Genomic DNA, 19,085 nt, shown 5'->3' with positions numbered 1-19,085 from the left:
ATGGCTGACGGATTCGTCACCCGCCACATCGGCACCGACTCCTCTGCTCAGGCGCGCATGCTCGACGCCCTCGGCTACGAGAGCGTCGACGCCCTGGTCCGTGCCGCCATCCCCGCGGGCATCCAGCAGACCTCGTCGCTCGATGCGCTGCCGGTGCCGGCGTCCGAGCGCGAGGCGCTCGCCGAGCTACGCACGCTCGCGTCGCTCAACCGCGTGAACCGCTCCTTCCTCGGGCTCGGCTACTACGACACCATCACGCCCGCCGTGATCACCCGCTGCGTGCTCGAGAACCCGAGCTGGTACACCGCATACACGCCCTACCAGCCCGAGATCTCGCAGGGGCGCCTCGAGGCGCTGATCAACTTCCAGACCATGGTCTCCGAGCTCACCGGGCTCGCCACCGGCAACGCGTCGATGCTCGACGAGGGCACCGCGGCGGTCGAGGCGATGCTGCTCGCGCGTCGCGCCAGCCGATCGCGGTCGAACGTCTTCGTCGTCGACACGGATGCGCTGCCTCAGACGCGTGCGCTCCTCGCCTCCCGCGCGGCGCCGGTGGGCATCGAGGTGGTCGAGGCCGATCTGTCCGGCGCCGAGCTGCCGCCGGTCTTCAGCGAGGCGTTCGGCGCCCTGCTCCAGTATCCCGGTGCATCCGGCCGGGTGGCCGACCCGTCGGCGGCGATCGCCGCCGTGCACGAGGGTGGCGGTCTCGCCGTCGTCGCCGCCGACCTGCTGGCGATGACCCTGCTCACGCCTCCGGGTGAGCTCGGGGCCGACATCGCGGTGGGCACGTCGCAGCGCTTCGGCGTGCCCATGGGGTTCGGCGGTCCGCACGCCGGCTACCTCGCCGTGCGCGACGGTCTCGAGCGCCAGCTCCCCGGTCGCCTCGTCGGTGTGAGCCTGGATGCGTCGGGCCGCACCGCCTACCGGCTCAGCCTGCAGACGCGCGAGCAGCACATCCGCCGCGAGAAGGCGACGTCGAACATCTGCACCGCGCAGGTGCTGCTCGCCGTGATGGCGAGCATGTACGCCGTCTACCACGGGCCCGAGGGCCTGCGGGCGATCGCGGCGCGGGTGGCCTCGCATGCGCGCGCGTTCGCGGGCCTCGTCCAGGCGGGCGGACTGACGACGGTGCATGACGCCTTCTTCGACACCGTGCTCGTCCGCGTGCCGGATGCCGGGGCGACGGTGGCCAGGGCGCACGACGCCGGGCTGCTGCTGCGGCTCGTCGACGAGTCCACCGTCGGAGTGTCGTTCGACGAGACCACGGAGCCGGCGGACGTCGCCGCCGTGGCCCGTGTCCTGACCGGAGATCCGTCGACCACCCCGAGCACGGTGGGCGCGGAGACGCCCGACGGGCTCGGCCTGCCCGCCGCCCTGGCGCGGACGTCCGCGTTCCTGGAGCACCCGGTCTTCGCGTCGCACCACTCCGAGACGAGCATGATGCGCTACCTCAAGCGCCTCGCCGACTCCGACTACGCGCTCGACCGCGGCATGATCCCGCTCGGCTCGTGCACGATGAAGCTCAACGCCGCCACCGAGATGGAGGCGATCACCTGGCCCGAGTTCGCCGGGGTGCACCCGTTCGCCCCCGCGGCCGACGTCGCCGGCCATCTTCAGCTGATCGACCAGCTCGAGCGCTGGCTCGCCGAGGTGACGGGGTACGACTCGGTCTCCCTGCAGCCCAACGCGGGCAGCCAGGGTGAGCTCGCCGGGCTCCTCGCCATCCGCGAGTACCACCGCTCGCGCGGCGACGACGGCCGCACGGTCTGCCTCATCCCGTCGAGCGCCCACGGCACCAACGCCGCTTCGGCGGTGCTGGCGGGGATGAAGGTCGTGGTGGTCGCGTGCGACGAGCTCGGCAACGTCGACCTCGACGACCTGAGGTCGAAGATCGCGGAGCACGCGGAGGATCTGGCCGCTCTGATGGTGACGTACCCGTCGACCCACGGCGTCTACGAGCACGACATCGCCGAGATCTGCCGTCTCGTCCACGCATCCGGCGGCGAGGTCTACATCGACGGCGCGAACCTCAACGCCCTGCTGGGCTTCGCGCGCTTCGGCGACCTCGGCGGCGACGTCTCGCACCTCAACCTGCACAAGACGTTCTGCATCCCCCACGGCGGCGGCGGACCCGGGGTCGGACCGGTCGCGGCCAAGGCGCACCTGGCTCCATTCCTCCCGGGGCATGCGTTCGCGCAGCGCTCCGAGCACGCCTCGCTCGAGCTGGGCACGGTCGTGCACGGCGGGCCGACCGTGTCGGCCGCACCGTACGGCAGCCCGAGCATCCTGCCCATCAGCTGGGCCTACGTCCGGATGATGGGGGCCGACGGCCTCCAGCGCGCCACCGCGGCCGCCGTGCTGTCGGCGAACTACCTTGCCGCACGCCTCCGCGACGCGTTCCCCGTGCTCTACACGGGTGACGCCGGTCTCGTGGCGCACGAGTGCATCCTCGACCTGCGTGAGCTCACGCAGCGCACCGGGGTCACCGTCGACGACGTCGCGAAGCGGCTCATCGACTACGGCTTCCACGCGCCGACGATGAGCTTCCCCGTGCCGGGCACGCTCATGGTCGAGCCGACCGAGAGCGAGGACCTCGTCGAGCTCGACCGCTTCGTGGAGGCGATGCTCGCGATCCGCGCCGAGATCGACCGGGTCGCGTCGGGGGAGTGGCCGGTGGAGTCGAGTCCGCTGCGGAACGCCCCGCACACGGCGGAGTCGATCGCCGTCGACGAGTGGACCCTGCCGTACGACCGTACGACGGCCGTGCATCCGGTGCCGACGCTCGTCAGGGGCAAGTACTGGCCGCCGGTGCGCCGCATCGACCAGGCGTACGGCGACCGCAACCTGTTCTGCGCCTGCCCGCCCCCCGACGCGTTCGCGTGACGCGCCGGGGGCTCGGGGAGTCGCCGCCGCCGTTTGATATCGTGCAGCCCATGCGCCTGCCACGACTAAGCCTGCTCGCCCTCGCCGCTCTCGCGACGATCGGCGCCTCCCTGGCGGTCGGCGCGACGGCGGCGAACGCCGATCCGGTGTACTCGAAGGGGTCGTGCGTCATCTCGCGCACGGTCGACAACGGGCCGGGCGGGGCGCAGTGCGCCGGGGCCGACCTCAGCGGCGAGAAGCTGGCGGAAGCCGACTTCCGCAACGCCGACCTGCAGGGCGCCTCGTTCTCGGGCGGCGACGTCCAGGGCGCGATCTTCACCGGGGCGAACCTCACGGGCGCCGACTTCAGCGGCGCGCGCGTCGTGGGCGCCGACTTCTCGGGTGCGGGGATCGTCCCCGCGAGCATCGAGGTGCCCGCCACGTCGCCCGACGGCGCCGCGGTGACCTGGACCGCATCCCCTGCCGGGGGAATGACGGTCGACGGGTGCTCGATCGTGGGCGCCCCGGTCGAGTCGGGGGCGACCTTCCCCATCGGCAGCTCGGGCATCCTCTGCACCATCTCTACCTCATCCGACAAGGGGACCGCGTCGGCGGTGATCAAGGTCACCGTGACGGCGCAGGCCACCGCCACCCCGACCATCGCCCCGCTGTTCACCGACACGCCCGCAGCGGCGTCGTCGTCCGCGGGCGGGAACTCGGGCGGCACGCCCAACTGGCTGATGATCGGCGGCTTCGTCGGTGGCGCGGTCGTGGTGGCCGGCGGCATCGCCGCGCTCGTCGTGTCGAACCGCCGGGGTCGGACCGAGGCGGAGTAGACCGCGTCACTCCGGATCCGCCGGGCGTCAGCCGAACAGGCCCGGGAACAGCTGCAGGGCGAGCGGATACCCCACGAACGACACGATGTCGATGATCCAGTGGGCCACGACGAGGGGCATCACCCGCCCCCAACGCCGGTAGCACCAGCCGAAGACCACACCCATGACGACGTTCCCGAAGAACGGTCCGATGCCCTGGTAGAGGTGGTAGCTGCCACGCAGCACGGCGGCGGCGAGGATGATGCGCCGCTCGCCCCAGCCCAGCTGCCGCAATCTCGTGAACAGGTACCCGACGACGATGACCTCCTCCTGGAGGGCGGCGCGCAGGGCCGCCAAGATGAGGACGGGCACCGTCCACCAGTGGGTGTCGAGCGGCGAAGGCACCACGGTGACGGTGAACCCGAGCTGCCGACCGATGACGTAGAGCAGGATGCCGGGTACACCGATCACCGCGACGAGCAGCCATCCGCGGCCCAGGTCCCTCCACGGGCGGCGCAGGTCGAAGCCGAGCCTGCGGAACGGGCTGCCGCCGGAGATCGCCAGCAGGTAGAGCGCGAGTGCGACTGGGACGAGGTCGAAGCCGATGGCGAGGAGCTGGTAGATCAGGTCGAAGACGGGCCGGTCGCTGAGCGAGCCGTTGATGGTCGCGGTCTGCCCGGAGAGCGGGGTCTCGGCGGTCAGGCGCTGGACGATCTGGACGATCGAGTACACCGCGGAGGCGCCCAGCGACACGCCGAGCACCAGACCGATCTCGGTCCACAGCCGACGCCTGCGGAGGTGGGCCCATCGGGCAGCTCGGGTCATCGATTCACTTTTCTTGCGTGACGCGCGGAATCCGCGCATCGACTGTCGAGGGTCCACAACATTCTGCTGGAATTCGTTTCGTCTCTGTAACTTTCTCCGGCCGTATTTGATATGCGCGGACCCCCCACCTAGGGTACTTCTCTAGGTTCCGGCCCCCGCTTGGGGCTGTGCCATGCCCCCACTTGCACAGGAGGAAAATTGAAGATTCGACGGATAGGGGTCGGCGTCATCGCGCTGGCCGCGGCGAGTGCACTCGCCCTGTCCGGATGCGCCACCGGCTCATCCGACAGTTCCTCGGGAAGCTCGAGCGCCGTGATCACGACGAACGGCTCCGAGCCCCAGAACCCGCTGATCCCCACCAACACCAACGAGACCGGTGGTGGCAAGATCCTCGACGCGATCTTCGCGGGTCTGGTCTACTACGACGCGACCGGTGCTCCCCAGAACGACCTGGCCGACAGCATCACGACCGACGACTCGAAGACCTTCACCATCAAGATCAAGGATGGCGAGACCTTCTCCGACGGCAGCCCCGTCACGGCGAACTCCTTCGTCGACGCGTGGCAGTACGGTGCACTCGCGTCGAACAAGCAGCTCAACAGCTACTTCTTCGAGGACATCGAGGGCTTCAGCTACGACGAGGACAGTCCGCTGACCGGTCTGAACGTGGTCGACGACCACACGTTCACCGTCACGCTGAACGAGGCTCGCTCCGACTTCCCGCTGCGCCTCGGCTACTCGGCGTTCTACCCGCTGCCCGAGTCCGCCTTCAAGGACATGGAGGCCTACGGTCAGAACCCGATCGGCAACGGCCCCTACAAGCTGGCCAGCGACACCGCCTGGAAGCACAACGAGAAGATCGACCTCGTCCCGAACGAGTCGTACAACGGTGGCCGCAAGGCGCAGAACGGCGGGCTCAGCATCGTCTTCTACGCCACGCAGGATGCCGCGTACTCCGACCTGCTCGGTGGCAACCTCGACGTGCTCGACGCCATCCCGGACAGCGCCTTCGGCACCTACCAGTCCGACCTCGGTGACCGCGCTGTGAACCAGCCGGCCGCGATCTTCCAGTCGTTCACCATCCCGGAGCGCCTCGCGCACTTCGGCAACGACGAAGAGGGCAAGCTGCGCCGCGAGGCCATCTCGATGGCGATCAACCGCCCCGAGATCACCAAGGTCATCTTCCAGGACACCCGCACCCCCGCCTCCGACTTCACCTCCCCGGTGATCGACGGCTGGAGCGACTCGCTCGACGGTGCCGACGTGCTGAAGTACAACCCCGACGAGGCGAAGAAGCTGTGGGCCCAGGCCGACGCCATCTCGCCGTGGTCGGGCTCGTTCCAGATCGCGTACAACGCCGACGGCGGCCACCAGGGCTGGGTCGACGCTGTGACCAACAGCATCAAGAACACCCTCGGGATCGACGCCTCCGGCGCTCCGTACCCGACGTTCAAGGAGGCTCGCACCGCGATCACCGACCGTTCCATCCAGACCGCGTTCCGCACCGGATGGCAGGCCGACTACCCGGGTCTCTACAACTTCCTCGGACCGTTGTACGCGACCAACGCCTCCTCCAACGACGGTGACTACTCGAACCCCGAGTTCGACCAGCTGCTGCAGGAGGGTGCGATGGACTCCGACCTGAGCGCCGCGAACGAGAAGTTCCAGCAGGCGCAGGAAGTCCTCCTGAAGGACCTTCCCGCGATCCCGCTGTGGTACTCCAACGTGACCGGTGGTTACGGCGAGAACGTCCAGAACGTCCAGTTCGGCTGGAACTCGGTGCCGCTCTACTACGAGATCACCAAGAACTAGCATCACCAGCACGGGGGCGGCAGCGAGAGCTGTCGCCCCCGTCCTGCGTGTGCCAGGAGCGCCCACGAGGCGTACCCTGTCCCTTTGAACTCCGGCTCTTCCTACCCAAGATTGGCCCCACCACCCCATGTCCACCTCTGAGAAGGGCGCCGCGTAGCAGATGGTCGGCTACATCCTCAGGCGTCTTCTGCAGGCGATCCCCGTCCTGCTGGGAACGACGTTCCTCATCTACTTCATGGTCTTCGCTATGCCCGGAGACCCGCTTCTCGCCCTCTTCGGCGACAAGACCCCCAACCCGGCGCTCCTCGCGCAGCTGCGAGCCGAGTACCACCTCGACCAGCCGTTCATCATCCAGTACTTCCTGTACCTGGGCGGCATCTTCGTCGGAGACTTCGGCACCTCGTTCTCCGGGGAGCCGGTCACCCAGATCCTCGCGCGGACCTTCCCGGTCACGATCCAGCTGGCGATCCTCGCTCTCGCGATCGAGTTCATCCTCGGCGTGCTGATCGGTCTGGTGTCGGGCCTGCGCAAGGGCAAGCTGTTCGACGCCACCGCGCTGGTGGTCAGCCTGATCCTCATCTCGCTGCCGATCTTCGTCATCGCCTTCGTGGCGCAGTTCGTGTTCGGCATCCAACTCGGCTGGGCCAGGACGACGGTGTCCAGCGGCGCCCCGATCCAGGACCTGATCCTCCCGGCGATCGTGCTGGCGAGCATCTCGTTCGCCCAGATCGTGCGCCTCACGAGGTCGTCGGTCATCGAGACCTCCGGGCTCGACTTCGTGCGGACCGCCTACAGCAAGGGCCTGTCGCGCCGTCGCGTCATCCCGGTGCACATCCTGCGCAACTCGCTGATCCCGGTCGTCACCTACGCGGCGACCGACTTCGGCGTGCTCCTGGTCGGCGCCACGGTCACGGAGGGCATCTTCAACGTGCCCGGTGTCGGGCGCACGCTCTACCAGGCGATCATCCGCGGCGAGGGACCCACGGTCGTGTCCTTCGTCACCGTGATGGTGCTCATCTACCTGGTCGTCAACCTGATCGTCGACCTGCTCTACGGCCTTCTCGACCCGAGGATCCGCTATGTCAAGTAACGTCCCGACCCGATCCGCCAACCACTACGTCGCACCGCTGGAGGAGACCCCTCTCGTCGCGGTCGACGCCGTCAAGGTCGCGGAGAAGCCGAGCAACCTGTGGATCGACGCGTGGCGCGACATGCGCCGTCGCCCCATGTTCTGGATCTCGGCCGCGATCATCCTCCTCGTGGTCATCGTCGCGCTCTTCCCGGGCCTGTTCACCCAGGTTCCGCCGAACGACGACTGCCAGCTGTCGAACAGCAACGGCGGCCCCACCGACGGGCACCTGCTCGGCTTCACCAAGCAGGGCTGCGACGTCTACTCGAGGATCATCCACGGCACGAGCACCTCGCTCTCCGTGGGCATCATCGTCATCATCCTCACGACCGTGCTCGGCGTGGTGTTCGGCATGTTCGCCGGCTACTACGGCGGCTGGGTCGACTCGGTGCTGTCCCGTGCGGGCGACATCTTCTTCTCGATCCCCTACATCCTCGCCGCCGTGGTGATCATGAGCGTGTTCTCGGCCTACCGGAACGTGTTCGTCATCTCCTTGGCGATCGGCATCTTCGCGTGGCCCTCCACAGCGAGGGTGCTGAGAGCCGAGATCCTGAGGGTCAAGAACGCCGACTACGTCATGGCCTCGCAGGCCCTCGGCGTCTCGCGGTTCCGCATCCTGATGCGTCACGTGCTGCCGAACTCGATCGCCCCGGTGATCGTGGTGACGACGATCTCGCTCGCCGCGGCGATCGTCGCGGAGGCGACGCTGTCGTTCCTCGGCGTCGGACTGCCCAACTCGACCATGTCGTGGGGCAACGACATCAGCGCCGCTCAGACCGACCTGCGCACCGCGCCGCAGACCCTCATCTACCCCTCCATCGCGCTGTCGATCACCGTGCTGAGCTTCATCATGCTCGGCGAGGTGGTCCGCGACGCGCTCGACCCGAAGGCGAGGGCTCAGCGATGAGCGACCAGACCGGCAAGCCGCTGCTCGAGATCAAGGGCCTCGAGGTCGGATTCAGGAACCAGGGCGGGGTCGTCCCCGCCGTCCGCGGTGTCGACATCTCCCTGAACGCGGGCCAGACGCTGGCCATCGTGGGGGAGTCGGGGTCGGGCAAGTCCACGACCGCCCACGCCATCATCAACCTGCTGCCCGGCACCGGTGCCATCACCGGCGGGAAGATCATCTTCGATGGTCAGGACCTCACAGCCCTGAGCGAGAAGCAGATGGAGGACGTCCGCGGGAAGCTGATCGGCTTCGTACCGCAGGACCCGATGTCGAACCTCAACCCGGTGTGGAACATCGGCTTCCAGGTCGAGGAGACCATCCGGGCCAACGGCATCGCCTCGGGCAAGCGCGAGGTCAAGCAGCACGCGATCCAGGTGCTCAAGGAGGCGGGCCTCTCCGACGCCGACAAGCGCATGAAGCAGTTCCCGCACCAGTTCTCGGGCGGCATGCGCCAGCGTGTGCTGATCGGCATCGGCCTGTCCTCGCGGCCGAAGCTGCTCATCGCCGACGAGCCGACGTCGGCGCTCGACGTCACCGTCCAGCGCAAGATCCTCGACCACCTCGAGACCCTCACGCGCGACATCGGCACGGCGCTGCTCTTCATCACCCACGACCTCGGCCTCGCCGCCGAGCGCGCGGAGCAGCTGGTCGTCATGTACAAGGGCCAGATCGTCGAGTCGGGCCCGTCGCGCGAGATCCTCCAGAACCCGCTGCACCCGTACACCCAGCGTCTGGTGGCCGCGGCGCCGAGCCTCGCCTCGCGCCGTATCCAGTCCTCGGCGAAGACGATCAGCGACCTCGACTACGCGCCCACCAAGGTGACGGAGGGTGTCGACCTGATCGCCGCCGCCGAGGAGCGTGTCGCGCACCAGCAGAAGGAACGTCGCCCCAACGCCATCGAGGTCACCGACCTCACCAAGCTGTACAAGCTGCGCGGCGTCAAGGGCGCGGCGGCGAACCTCACCGCGTCCGACAACGTCTCGTTCTCGATCGAGCGCGGCACGACCACGGCGCTCGTGGGCGAATCGGGTTCGGGCAAGTCGACCGTGGCGAAGATGATCCTCAAGCTCGAGGACCCGACGAGCGGCACGATCAAGATCGGCGGCGAGGACATCTCGGGTCTGAAGGGCCGTCAGCTGCTCGCGCTGCGTCGCAAGATGCAGCCGGTGTTCCAGGACCCGTACGGCTCGCTCGATCCGCTCCGCAACATCGGCAACACCATCGCCGAGCCGCTGCAGACCCACAAGGTGGGCGACGCGGCGTCGCGGAAGGCGCGGGTGAAGGAGCTGCTCGACCAGGTCGCGCTGCCCCAGACGCTGATCACGCGCTATCCGAGCGAGCTCTCGGGCGGGCAGCGCCAGCGTGTCGCGATCGCCCGTGCTCTCGCGCTCAAGCCCGAGATCGTGGTGCTCGACGAAGCGGTCTCCGCGCTCGACGTGCTCGTGCAGGCCCAGATCCTCCAGCTGCTCGCCGAGCTGCAGGAGGAGCTGGAGCTGACGTACCTGTTCATCACGCACGACCTGGCGGTGGTCCGGGTGATCGCCGACAACGTCGCCGTGATGCAGCACGGGCGCATCGTGGAGGCCGCGTCGACCGACGAGGTCTTCGACTCGCCCAAGGAGCAGTACACTAGGGAGTTGCTGAACGCCATTCCCGGTGCGAATATCGCCCTCGGCGTCTAGCCCGCGGGCGCAGCCGCCCGCTCTCGCATCTCGAGTCCGCGGGTGGCCAGGCCACTGAGCGGGTTCACGACTCCAAGGAACTCAACTCATGGCACTGGCCACCCGCGCAGACCTGCGCAACGTCGCGATCGTCGCCCACGTCGACCACGGCAAGACCACCCTCGTCGACGCGATGCTCAAGCAGACGAACTCGTTCGACGCCCACTTCGAGGCCGACGACCGGATGATGGACTCGAACGACCTGGAGCGTGAGAAGGGCATCACGATCCTCGCCAAGAACACGGCGATCTCGTACAACGGCGTCCACGCCGGCGACACCCCGATCACGATCAACGTGATCGACACCCCCGGCCACGCCGACTTCGGCGGCGAGGTCGAGCGCGGCCTCTCCATGGTCGACGGCGTCGTGCTGCTCGTCGACGCGTCCGAGGGCCCGCTGCCGCAGACCCGATTCGTGCTGCGCAAGGCGCTCGAGGCGAAGCTGCCCGTCATCCTCCTGGTCAACAAGACCGACCGTCCCGACGCCCGCATCGACGAGGTGGTCGGCGAGGCCCAGGACCTCCTGCTGGGCCTCGCGTCCGACCTGGCCGACGACGTGCCCGACCTCGACCTCGACGCGATCCTCGACGTGCCCGTCGTCTACGCCTCGGGTCGCAACGGCGCCGCGAGCCTCACCAAGCCCGAGAACGGCTCGCTGCCCGACAATGACGACCTCGAGCCGCTGTTCGGCGCGATCCTCGAGCACATCCCGGCCCCGACCTACGACGACGAGGCTCCGCTGCAGGCGCACGTGACCAACCTCGACGCCTCGCCGTTCCTCGGCCGTCTCGCACTGCTGCGCGTCTTCAACGGCACCATCAAGAAGGGCCAGCAGGTCGCCTGGGTCAAGCACGACGGATCCGTCGCGAACCAGCGCATCACCGAGCTGCTGAAGACCGTCGCGCTCACGCGCTTCCCCACCGAGTCGGCCGGTCCCGGCGACATCGTCGCCATCGCCGGCATCGAGGAGATCACCATCGGCGAGACGATCGCCGATCCCGAGGACGTCCGTCCGCTGCCCGCCATCGTGGTCGACGAGCCCGCCATCTCGATGACCATCGGCACCAACACCTCGCCGCTGGTCGGCAAGGTGAAGGGGCACAAGCTCACCGCCCGCATGGTGAAGGACCGCCTCGACCGCGAGCTGGTCGGAAACGTCTCGCTCCGCGTCCAGGACATCGGCAAGCCCGATACGTGGGAGGTGCAGGGCCGCGGTGAGCTGGCGCTGGCCATCCTCGTCGAGAACATGCGCCGTGAGGGCTTCGAACTCACCGTCGGCAAGCCGCAGGTGGTCACGAAGGTCGTCGACGGCAAGACCCTCGAGCCCTACGAGCACCTGACGATCGACGCGCCCGAGGAGCACCTCGGCGCGATCACGCAGCTCCTCGCCGCCCGCAAGGGCCGCATGGAGAACATGTCGAACCACGGCACCGGCTGGGTGCGCATGGAGTTCATCGTGCCGTCGCGCGGCCTCATCGGCTTCCGCACCGAGTTCCTCACGATCACCCGCGGCACCGGCATCGCCAACGCCATCTCGCACGGCTACGACGAGTGGGCCGGGCAGATCGTCACGCGCAACAACGGGTCGATCGTCGCCGACCGCTCGGGCGTCGTGACTCCGTTCGCCATCATCGGTCTGCAGGAGCGCATGACCTTCTTCGTGAACCCCACCGAGGAGGTGTACGAGGGCATGGTCATCGGCGAGAACTCGCGCGCCGACGACATGGACGTGAACATCACCAAGGAGAAGAAGCTCACCAACATGCGGCAGTCGACGGCCGACAACTTCGAGTCGATGACGCCGAGCCGCCAGCTGTCGCTCGAGGAGTGCCTCGAGTTCGCCCGCGAGGACGAGTGCGTCGAGGTGACGCCCGAGATCGTGCGCATCCGCAAGGTCGAGCTCGACGCCCAGGCCCGGGCCCGCAACACCGCGCGCCTCAAGCGCCAGGCGTAGCCCGCCCCATCCCCTCCGTTTCGCCACACTGCTGGCGCTTCGCCACGCGCATGCGTATGGCGAAGCGCCAGGAGCGTGGCGAAACGTGTCAGGCGAAGAGATCGGCGCCGGGGAAGCTGCCCGTGCGGGCGCCCGGGGGTATGGCCCAGATGCCGCTGCCCACGTGGCGGATGTACTCGTTCATCGCGTCGTTCTTCGCCAGGTTGAGTTGGATCGGGATGAACTGGGTGCGCGGGTCGCGCTGGTACGCGATGAAGAACAGACCGGCGTTGAGGCGGCCGAGGTCGTCGTTGCCGTCGACGAAGTTGTAGCCGCGGCGCAGCAGCTGCGCGCCCGAGTTCTGATCCGGATGCGCCAGGCGCACGTGCGAGTCGGCCGCGATGAGCGGCTTGCCGCCCTGCCCGGTGGCCGAGAAGTCGGGTGCGGTGAACTCGGTGCCGCCGGAATACGGGGCGCCGTCGCCCTTCGTGCGGCCGATGACGGCCTCCTGTTCGCGGAGCGAGGTGCGATCCCAGGTCTCGATCGTCATGCGGATCTTGCGGGCGACGAGATACGAGCCGCCCGCCATCCACGCAGGGCCGTCAGTGGACTGCGCCCACACCTGGGCGTCGACGGTCGCCCCGTCCTCGGCCTTGATGTTCGCCGTGCCGTCCTTGAAGCCGAACAGGTTGCGCGGCGTCTGCTGCGCCGTGCTGGTCGAGCTCGTGCGCCCGAACCCCAGCTGCGACCAGCGCAGCGCGGCACGCCCGAACGCGATCCGCGACAGGTTCCGGATGGCGTGCACCGCGACCTGCGGATCCTCGCTGCAGGCCTGGATGCAGAGGTCTCCGCCGGTGAGCGTCTCGACGAGCGCGTCGGCCGGGAAGTGCGGCAGATCGACGAGCGCATCGGGGCGCTTCGACGCCAGACCGAAGCGGTCGGTGCCGTCGGCGGCCGTGAACAGCGTGGGCCCGAATCCGAAGGTCAGGGTGAGACCGGATGCGGGCAGCCCCAGCGCCTCGCCGGTGTCGTCCGGCGGGGCGTCGTACGGGCCGTTCACGGCCCCATATCGGCCGGCCGGAGTCCCTGCGGTCATCAGCGCCGCCGCATCCGCCCAGTCCTGCAGCAGGCCCACGAGGTCATCGCGTGAGAGGCCGGCGGCGACGTCGAACGAGGCGAAGTGCAGACGGTCCTGTGCGGGCGTGACGATGCCGGCCTGGTGGTCGCCGTAGAACGCGTAGACCGTCGCGTCGGTCGCGGTCGATCCGCTGCCGGAGGCCGACACGGCCTGGCTCACGCCGAGCGCGGCTCCCGCCCCGAGACCGGCCCCGAGGAGCCCCGCGCCGAGCCCCAGGAGCCCGCGGCGGGAGAGGCCGCGGGCCTCGGGTTCCTGGTCGTCGCGCTCGGGCACGTCGTCGATCGTAGCCGTCAGCCGACCAGCGTCGCGGTGAGCTGGCTGAGCGGCTCGCTCAGGGCGTTCACCTCGTCGGCGAGCTGCTTGACCTGGTCGGTCGTGAGGTCGTTGTAGTAGACGAAGCCGCTGTCGAGGCTGCCGTAGGTGGCGAGGGTGTCCTGTAGCGTCTGGAAGCGCTGATCGATCTCGGCGACGAGCTTCGGGTCCTTCTCCACGGCGATGTCGCGCACGCCCTCGTAGGCCACCTTGGCGCCCTCGAGGTTGGCCTGGAAGTCCCACAGGTCGGTGTGCGACCAGATCTCCTCCTCGCCGGTGATCTTGCCGCTGGCGACCTCCTCCAGGAGCCCGATGGCGCCGTTGGAGATGGCGTCGATGGTCACCGAGTACGACGGGTCGTGCACGGCGTCGTAGAGCTCCTGCGTGTTGTCGCGGAGCTTGTCGGCGTAGGCGGTGCGCTCCTCGGGGGTGAGCGGCGTGTACTCGACGCCCCCGTTCTCTGCAGCGGTCGGCGGGAAGAGGTCCTTCTCGATCCGGTGCCATCCGGTCCACTCGTCGCCCTCGGCGACGTCGGCCTCGCGGAAGTCGATCTCGGGGTCGAGGTCTCCGAACGACTCGGCGACGGGCTCGATCCGCTCGTAGTTCGCACGGGTGATGGCGTAGAGCGAGCGCGCGGTCGCGTCGTCGCCCGAGGTGTAGGCGTCGAGGAAGGTGTCGGTGCCTGTGACGAGCTGGGCGACCTGGTCCTTGACGTACGCCACGTAGTTGGTGGCGGCCTGATCGACCTGGGCCTGCAGATCGCCGTCGAGCGAGACGCGATCGCCGCTGACGGTGAACGAGGCCTTGCCCACGCCGTCGCCGACCATGCCCGGCTTGCAGACGGTGTAGTAGTCGCCCGGCTGAGCCTGCACCACGAGGTCGCGCGAGATGCCGGGGCCGACGTTCTCGACCTCGCCCACGATGCGCAGGCCGTCGTCGCCGAGCAGGTAGAACTCCGTCACCTGGTCGCCCGAGTTGGTGACCGAGAAGGTGAGCGTGCCGCTGGAGGCGGTGTTCGCGGAGACCGAGCAGGAGTCTCCCGAGCTGTCGACGGTGATCGCACCCGCGGCGTCGGTCGACGAGGCGTTGTTGGGCACGCATCCGGCGAGGGCGAGCAGGACGACGCCGGCGCCGGCCGAGGCGAGGAGGGGCTTCAGGTTCACGGATGCTCCAGATGAGGGGTGGTCGAGGTGCTGGGGGCGGTGGCCGCGGCGGCGGGTGCTGTTCCCACGGATGCTGCGGTCGAGGTGTCTCCGACGGGCCGCGGGGCAGGCTTCCTGAAGGCCAGGACGAGGAACGCGGTCATGGTGGGGACGAAGTAGACGGTCCACGCGATGGCCTCGAGCCAGGTGGTCGCGGGGGAGAAGTTGAAGACGCCCTTGAGCAGGGTGCCGTACCAGCTGTCCGGCGGGATCGCGGCGCTGACGTCGAAGGCGAGGGCGCCGAGCCCCGGGAGGATGCCCGCTTCCTGCAGGTCGTGCACGCCGTAAGACAGCACTCCCGCGGCGACGAGGATGAGGAAGACGCCCGACCAGGCGAAGAAGCGCGAGAGGTTGATGCGCACCATGCCGCGGTAGATCAGCCAGCCGAGCACCACCGCGATGATGATGCCGAGCAGGGCGCCGACGAGGGGGAGGAGCGTCTGCCCGGTGGCCTGGGCGGCCGCCCAGATGAACAGGGCGGTCTCGAGGCCCTCGCGCCCGACGGAGAGGAAGGCGAGGAGGACCAGGCTCCAGCCCGCCCCGACCAGGGCCCTGTCGATGTCGGCCTGAAGGGTGCCCTTGAGGTTCTTGGAGGTGCGCAGCATCCAGAACACCATCCAGGTGACGAACCCGGTCGCGACGATCGAGAGGCTGCCGCCGATGGCCTCCTGAGCCTCGAAGCTGAGCCCGTAGGCACCGAAGGTGAGGATGGCGCCGAGCGCCAGGGAGACGGCGATGGCGATGCCGACACCGAACCAGATGCGGACCAGCACGTCGCGTCGGTCGAGCTTGCGGACGTAGGCGACGAGGATGCCGACGACGAGCGCGGCCTCGAGGCCTTCGCGGAGCCCGATGAGGAAGTTGGCGAGCACGGGGACCTGTTCTGCTGGTGAGGGATGCCTACCTGAGGTAAGGCTTGCCTTAGGCGTAGCGACTCTAGACCGACGACGGGATCTTTGTCCAGCGCGAACGAGTCCGCTCCTGCCGCGTGCTCAGCCACCGCGGACTATCGTGGTCGAGTGCTGACCGACGCCCCGCCCCCGAGCCCGCGAGCCTCGCTCTCCGCCAGGATCCTCGGCGGCGTCGTGTCGCTGCTGCTCGGCGCGGTGTTCGGCGCCCTCGGCACCATCGTGCACATGGTCACGATCTCGATCCTGGGCTGGGACGCCCCGATCGGGCTGGTGCTCGCGCTGATCTCGCTCGCGCTCCTCCTGCTCGGCCTCCGGCTCAGCTTCGAGTCGCGCGTGTACTCGGTGCTGGGCGCCGCCGCGGCCATCGGCGTGGTGGCACTCTTCGTGCTGCCGAGCCAGGGTGGGTCGATCCTCATCACCGCCACCGGGGAGGGCCCGGTGTGGCTCTACGGCTCGGTGATCGAGGCGCTTCTCGTGGTGGTCTGGCCGCGGTTCCGGCGCACCCCGGCTCGGTCGGCCCGACCCGGCTCCACGGCATAGAATCGAAGAGCTGGACCTGAGAGGACCTGAACCACTGTGACCTATGTCATCGCCCTTCCATGCGTCGACGTCAAAGACCGTGCCTGCATCGACGAGTGCCCGGTCGACTGCATCTACGAGGGTGAACGGTCGCTCTACATCCACCCCGACGAGTGCGTCGACTGCGGCGCCTGCGAGCCGGTGTGCCCCGTCGAGGCCATCTACTACGAGGACGACCTCCCCGAGGAGTGGGCCGACTATTACAAGGCCAACGTCGAGTTCTTCGACGAGGTCGGCTCGCCCGGCGGCGCGGCCAAGGTCGGCGTGATCAAGCACGACCACCCTCTGGTGGCGGCGCTGCCCCCGCAGGGAGAGGGCCACTAGGTGGCGCTGGGCGCCCTGCCCGACTACCCGTGGGACGCCATGGCGCCCTTCGCGACGAGGGCGGCCGCTCATCCCGACGGTCTCGTCGACCTCTCGATCGGCTCGCCGGTCGATCCCACCCCCGACGTCGTGCGGCGCGCTCTCGCTGAAGCGACCGATGCGCACGCCTACCCGGCCACCGCCGGCACTCCCGCACTGCGTGAGGCGATCGTCGACTGGTACGCCCGGCGACGCGGTGTGACCGGACTCGACGGCGCCGACGTGCTTCCGACGATCGGCTCCAAGGAGTTCGTCGCCTGGCTGCCGTTCATGCTCGGGCTGGGTGAGGGAGACGTCGTCGTGCATCCGCGGGCCGCGTATCCGACCTACGCCATGGGTGCGGTCATCGCGGGTGCGACGTCCGTCGCCTCCGACGACCCCGCGGAGTGGCCCCCGAGCACCCGGCTGGTGTGGCTGAACAGCCCCGGCAACCCGGATGGCCGCGTCCTCGACGTCGATCAGCTGGCCGCGGCCGTCGCCCGGGCTCGCGAGCTCGGCGCCGTCGTCGTGGGCGACGAGTGCTACGCCGAGCTCGGGTGGGAGGGCCGCTGGGCCGACGAGCCGGTGCCGAGCGTGCTCGACCCGCGCGTCACCGGGGGAGACCTCACGGGTGTGCTGGCCGCCTACTCTCTCAGCAAGCAGTCGAACCTCGCCGGGTACCGCGCCGCGTTCGCGGCCGGCGACCCGGCGCTCATCGCGCGCCTCCTCACCGTCCGCAAGCAGGCGGGCATGATGCCGCCGGCTCCGGTGCAGCACGCGATGACGGTGGCGCTCGGCGACGACGCGCACGTGGCCGAGCAGAAGGAGCGCTACCGGGCGCGTCGGGCGGTGCTCGCCCCCGCTCTCGAGCGCGCCGGGCTCCGGATCGACCGCAGCGAGGCCGGCCTCTACCTCTGGGTGACCGAGGGCGCCGACTGCTGGGACACCGTGGCCTGGCTGGCCGACCTCGGCATCCTCGTCGGGCCCGGCGCCTTCTACGGTGAGCACTTCCCGGATCACGTGCGGTTCTCGCTCACGGCGACCGACGAACGGATCCGCGCCGCCGCCGACCGGTTGGACGTGCGGTCCCGTTCGTAGGCATCCTCCAACGCACCGCGGCCGGTTCGGGCGGATGCGACAGTAGGGTTTCGGTCGGTCTAGGCTGTATACGGGCTGACGTCGCCGGGGGACAAGATCCATCGCGTCCGCTCGGCCATCACGCAGGAACACTCGAGGAGGCGCTGTGACTGACGCCGGTCAGACCGCGAACGACGCATCGAAGGCCACTCTGACGTACGAGGGCACCACGACCGAGCTGCCCGTGCTGAGGAGCGTCGACGGCGCGTCGGCGATCGACGTCTCGCGTCTGACGAAGGACACCGGGCTGACGACGCTCGACTACGGCTTCGTCAACACCGCGGCCGTGAAGTCCCGCATCACGTACATCGACGGCGACCAGGGCATCCTGCGCTACCGCGGGTACCCGATCGAGCAGGTGGCGAAGAGCCTGACTTACCTCGAGACCGCCTGGCTGCTGATCTACGGCGAGCTGCCGAGCGCATCCGAGCTCGAGGCGTTCGACGAGCGCATCCGCCGCCACACGCTGCTGCACGAGGACCTCAAGCGCTTCTTCGACGCGCTGCCCTACGACGCGCACCCCATGTCGGTGCTCTCCTCGGGCGTCTCGGCCCTGTCGACCTACTACCAGGACTCGACCGACCCCCACAAGCCGGAGGATCTCGAGATCTCGACGATTCGCCTGCTCGCCAAGCTGCCCGTCATGGCGGCCTACGCGCACAAGAAGAGCATCGGCCAGGCGTTCCTGTACCCCGACAACTCGCTGAGCTTCGTCGACAACTTCCTGCGCCTCAACTTCGGCACCCTCGCCGAGCCGTACGAGGTCAACCCGGTGCTCTCGAAGGCGCTCGAGCGCCTCCTCATCCTCCACGAGGACCACGAGCAGAACGCGTCGACGTCGACCGTGCGTCTCGTCGGCTCGACCGAGGCGAACATGTACGCCTCCATCTCGGCCGGCATCAACGCCCTCTTCGGCCCGCTGCACGGCGGGGCGAACGAGGCGGTGCTCACGATGCTCGCCCAGATCCGCGACTCCGGCGAAGGTGTCGAGAAGTTCGTCGAGAAGGTCAAGAACAAGCAGTCCGGCATCCGGCTCATGGGCTTCGGACACCGCGTGTACAAGAACTACGACCCGCGGGCGAAGCTCGTCAAGGAGAGCGCCGACGAGGTGCTCGCCGCCCTCGGCGTGCAGGACGACCTGCTCGACATCGCCAAGGAGCTCGAGGGCATCGCCCTGGCCGACGACTACTTCAAGGAGCGTCGCCTCTACCCGAACGTCGACTTCTACACGGGCGTCATCTACAAGGCGATGGGCTTCCCCACCCGCATGTTCACGGTGCTGTTCGCGATCGGTCGCCTTCCCGGTTGGATCGCCCATTACCGCGAGATGTTCGACGACCCGCAGACGAAGATCGGCCGCCCGCAGCAGCTCTACGTCGGCTCGCCGCAGCGCGACCTCCCCGCCCGCTGAGCGTCCG

15 protein-coding genes are annotated in these 19,085 nt (G+C 68.8%); 11 read left to right on the top strand and 4 right to left on the bottom strand.

Going from position 1 to position 19,085, the window contains the following annotated elements; genetic code table 11:
• Together gcvP and ACFJGV_RS03970 are read left to right on the top strand one after the other, a co-directional pair.
• A complete protein-coding gene (gene gcvP / locus ACFJGV_RS03975; RefSeq protein ID WP_378147003.1) occupies nt 1-2,883 on the top strand; it encodes an aminomethyl-transferring glycine dehydrogenase in 2,883 nt (960 codons plus the stop codon).
• Nucleotides 2,884-2,933: 50 nt separating this feature from the next.
• Nucleotides 2,934-3,698: a pentapeptide repeat-containing protein gene (locus ACFJGV_RS03970; RefSeq protein WP_378147002.1), complete on the top strand. Its 765-nt coding sequence runs from the start codon at nt 2,934-2,936 to the stop codon at nt 3,696-3,698.
• A 27-nt stretch (nt 3,699-3,725) separates the two neighbouring features.
• Here the strand turns inward: ACFJGV_RS03970 and ACFJGV_RS03965 are convergent, their stop codons facing one another.
• Nucleotides 3,726-4,502, bottom strand: a complete 777-nt coding sequence (locus ACFJGV_RS03965) for a CPBP family intramembrane glutamic endopeptidase (protein WP_378147000.1) — start codon at nt 4,500-4,502, stop codon at nt 3,726-3,728.
• A gap of 198 nt (nt 4,503-4,700) precedes the next feature.
• On the opposite strand from ACFJGV_RS03965, the gene ACFJGV_RS03960 reads away from it, so the two are divergent.
• From ACFJGV_RS03960 to typA, 5 genes are all read left to right on the top strand, one after another.
• On the top strand, nt 4,701-6,314 hold the full coding sequence (locus ACFJGV_RS03960; protein WP_378146999.1) for an ABC transporter substrate-binding protein: 1,614 nt from the start codon (nt 4,701-4,703) through the stop codon (nt 6,312-6,314).
• A gap of 160 nt (nt 6,315-6,474) precedes the next feature.
• The gene (locus tag ACFJGV_RS03955; RefSeq protein ID WP_378146997.1) at nt 6,475-7,404 is read left to right on the top strand and encodes an ABC transporter permease; all 930 of its coding nucleotides are present in this window, start codon (nt 6,475-6,477) and stop codon (nt 7,402-7,404) included.
• Complete coding sequence (locus tag ACFJGV_RS03950; RefSeq protein WP_378146996.1) at nt 7,394-8,350, top strand: ABC transporter permease; 957 nt, start codon at nt 7,394-7,396, stop codon at nt 8,348-8,350. The genes ACFJGV_RS03955 and ACFJGV_RS03950 overlap by 11 nt, the downstream gene beginning before the upstream one ends.
• Nucleotides 8,347-10,074 carry a dipeptide ABC transporter ATP-binding protein gene (locus ACFJGV_RS03945; protein WP_378146995.1) on the top strand — a complete coding sequence of 576 codons (1,728 nt, stop codon included), beginning with the start codon at nt 8,347-8,349 and terminating at the stop codon, nt 10,072-10,074. The genes ACFJGV_RS03950 and ACFJGV_RS03945 overlap by 4 nt, the downstream gene beginning before the upstream one ends.
• An 88-nt stretch (nt 10,075-10,162) precedes the next feature.
• Nucleotides 10,163-12,067, top strand: coding sequence for a translational GTPase TypA (typA, locus tag ACFJGV_RS03940; RefSeq protein ID WP_378146993.1), 1,905 nt, complete (start codon nt 10,163-10,165; stop codon nt 12,065-12,067).
• An 88-nt stretch (nt 12,068-12,155) separates the two neighbouring features.
• Here typA and efeB read toward each other — a convergent pair whose 3' ends face one another.
• From efeB to efeU, 3 genes are read right to left on the bottom strand one after another with little or no spacing between them, the layout of a single operon-like run.
• Nucleotides 12,156-13,457 (bottom strand): iron uptake transporter deferrochelatase/peroxidase subunit, encoded by a 1,302-nt coding sequence (gene efeB / locus ACFJGV_RS03935; protein WP_378146992.1) that lies wholly within the window; start codon nt 13,455-13,457, stop codon nt 12,156-12,158.
• 17 nt (nt 13,458-13,474) lie between these two features.
• Nucleotides 13,475-14,659: an iron uptake system protein EfeO gene (gene efeO / locus ACFJGV_RS03930; protein ID WP_378146990.1), complete on the bottom strand. Its 1,185-nt coding sequence runs from the start codon at nt 14,657-14,659 to the stop codon at nt 13,475-13,477.
• Nucleotides 14,656-15,570 (bottom strand): iron uptake transporter permease EfeU, encoded by a 915-nt coding sequence (gene efeU, locus ACFJGV_RS03925; protein WP_378146989.1) that lies wholly within the window; start codon nt 15,568-15,570, stop codon nt 14,656-14,658. The genes efeO and efeU overlap by 4 nt, the downstream gene beginning before the upstream one ends.
• A gap of 147 nt (nt 15,571-15,717) precedes the next feature.
• Between efeU and ACFJGV_RS03920 the strand changes: the two genes are divergently transcribed.
• From ACFJGV_RS03920 to ACFJGV_RS03905, 4 genes are all read left to right on the top strand, one after another.
• Nucleotides 15,718-16,149, top strand: a complete 432-nt coding sequence (locus ACFJGV_RS03920; RefSeq protein ID WP_378146987.1) for a hypothetical protein — start codon at nt 15,718-15,720, stop codon at nt 16,147-16,149.
• A 36-nt stretch (nt 16,150-16,185) separates the two neighbouring features.
• Nucleotides 16,186-16,512 (top strand): ferredoxin, encoded by a 327-nt coding sequence (fdxA, locus tag ACFJGV_RS03915; protein ID WP_378146986.1) that lies wholly within the window; start codon nt 16,186-16,188, stop codon nt 16,510-16,512.
• Nucleotides 16,513-17,628, top strand: a complete 1,116-nt coding sequence (gene dapC / locus ACFJGV_RS03910) for a succinyldiaminopimelate transaminase (RefSeq protein WP_378146984.1) — start codon at nt 16,513-16,515, stop codon at nt 17,626-17,628.
• A 145-nt stretch (nt 17,629-17,773) separates the two neighbouring features.
• On the top strand, nt 17,774-19,078 hold the full coding sequence (locus ACFJGV_RS03905) for a citrate synthase (RefSeq protein WP_378146982.1): 1,305 nt from the start codon (nt 17,774-17,776) through the stop codon (nt 19,076-19,078).
• Nucleotides 19,079-19,085: the final 7 nt, after the last annotated feature.

This window comes from Cnuibacter sp. UC19_7 (assembly GCF_042699995.1).
Taxonomy (GTDB): domain Bacteria; phylum Actinomycetota; class Actinomycetes; order Actinomycetales; family Microbacteriaceae; genus Cnuibacter.
This window is presented reverse-complemented; position numbering and strand designations above follow the sequence as displayed.

Bases quoted from the DNA above. Each gene is read 5' to 3' on its own strand.
- ACFJGV_RS03955 (WP_378146997.1), top strand. From the start codon at position 6,475: ATGGTCGGCTACATCCTCAGGCGTCTTCTGCAGGCGATCCCCGTCCTG.
- ACFJGV_RS03945 (WP_378146995.1), top strand. From the start codon at position 8,347: ATGAGCGACCAGACCGGCAAGCCGCTGCTCGAGATCAAGGGCCTCGAG.
- gcvP (WP_378147003.1), top strand. From the start codon at position 1: ATGGCTGACGGATTCGTCACCCGCCACATCGGCACCGACTCCTCTGCT.
- ACFJGV_RS03970 (WP_378147002.1), top strand. From the start codon at position 2,934: ATGCGCCTGCCACGACTAAGCCTGCTCGCCCTCGCCGCTCTCGCGACG.
- typA (WP_378146993.1), top strand. From the start codon at position 10,163: ATGGCACTGGCCACCCGCGCAGACCTGCGCAACGTCGCGATCGTCGCC.
- ACFJGV_RS03965 (WP_378147000.1), bottom strand. From the start codon at position 4,502: ATGACCCGAGCTGCCCGATGGGCCCACCTCCGCAGGCGTCGGCTGTGG.
- ACFJGV_RS03950 (WP_378146996.1), top strand. From the start codon at position 7,394: ATGTCAAGTAACGTCCCGACCCGATCCGCCAACCACTACGTCGCACCG.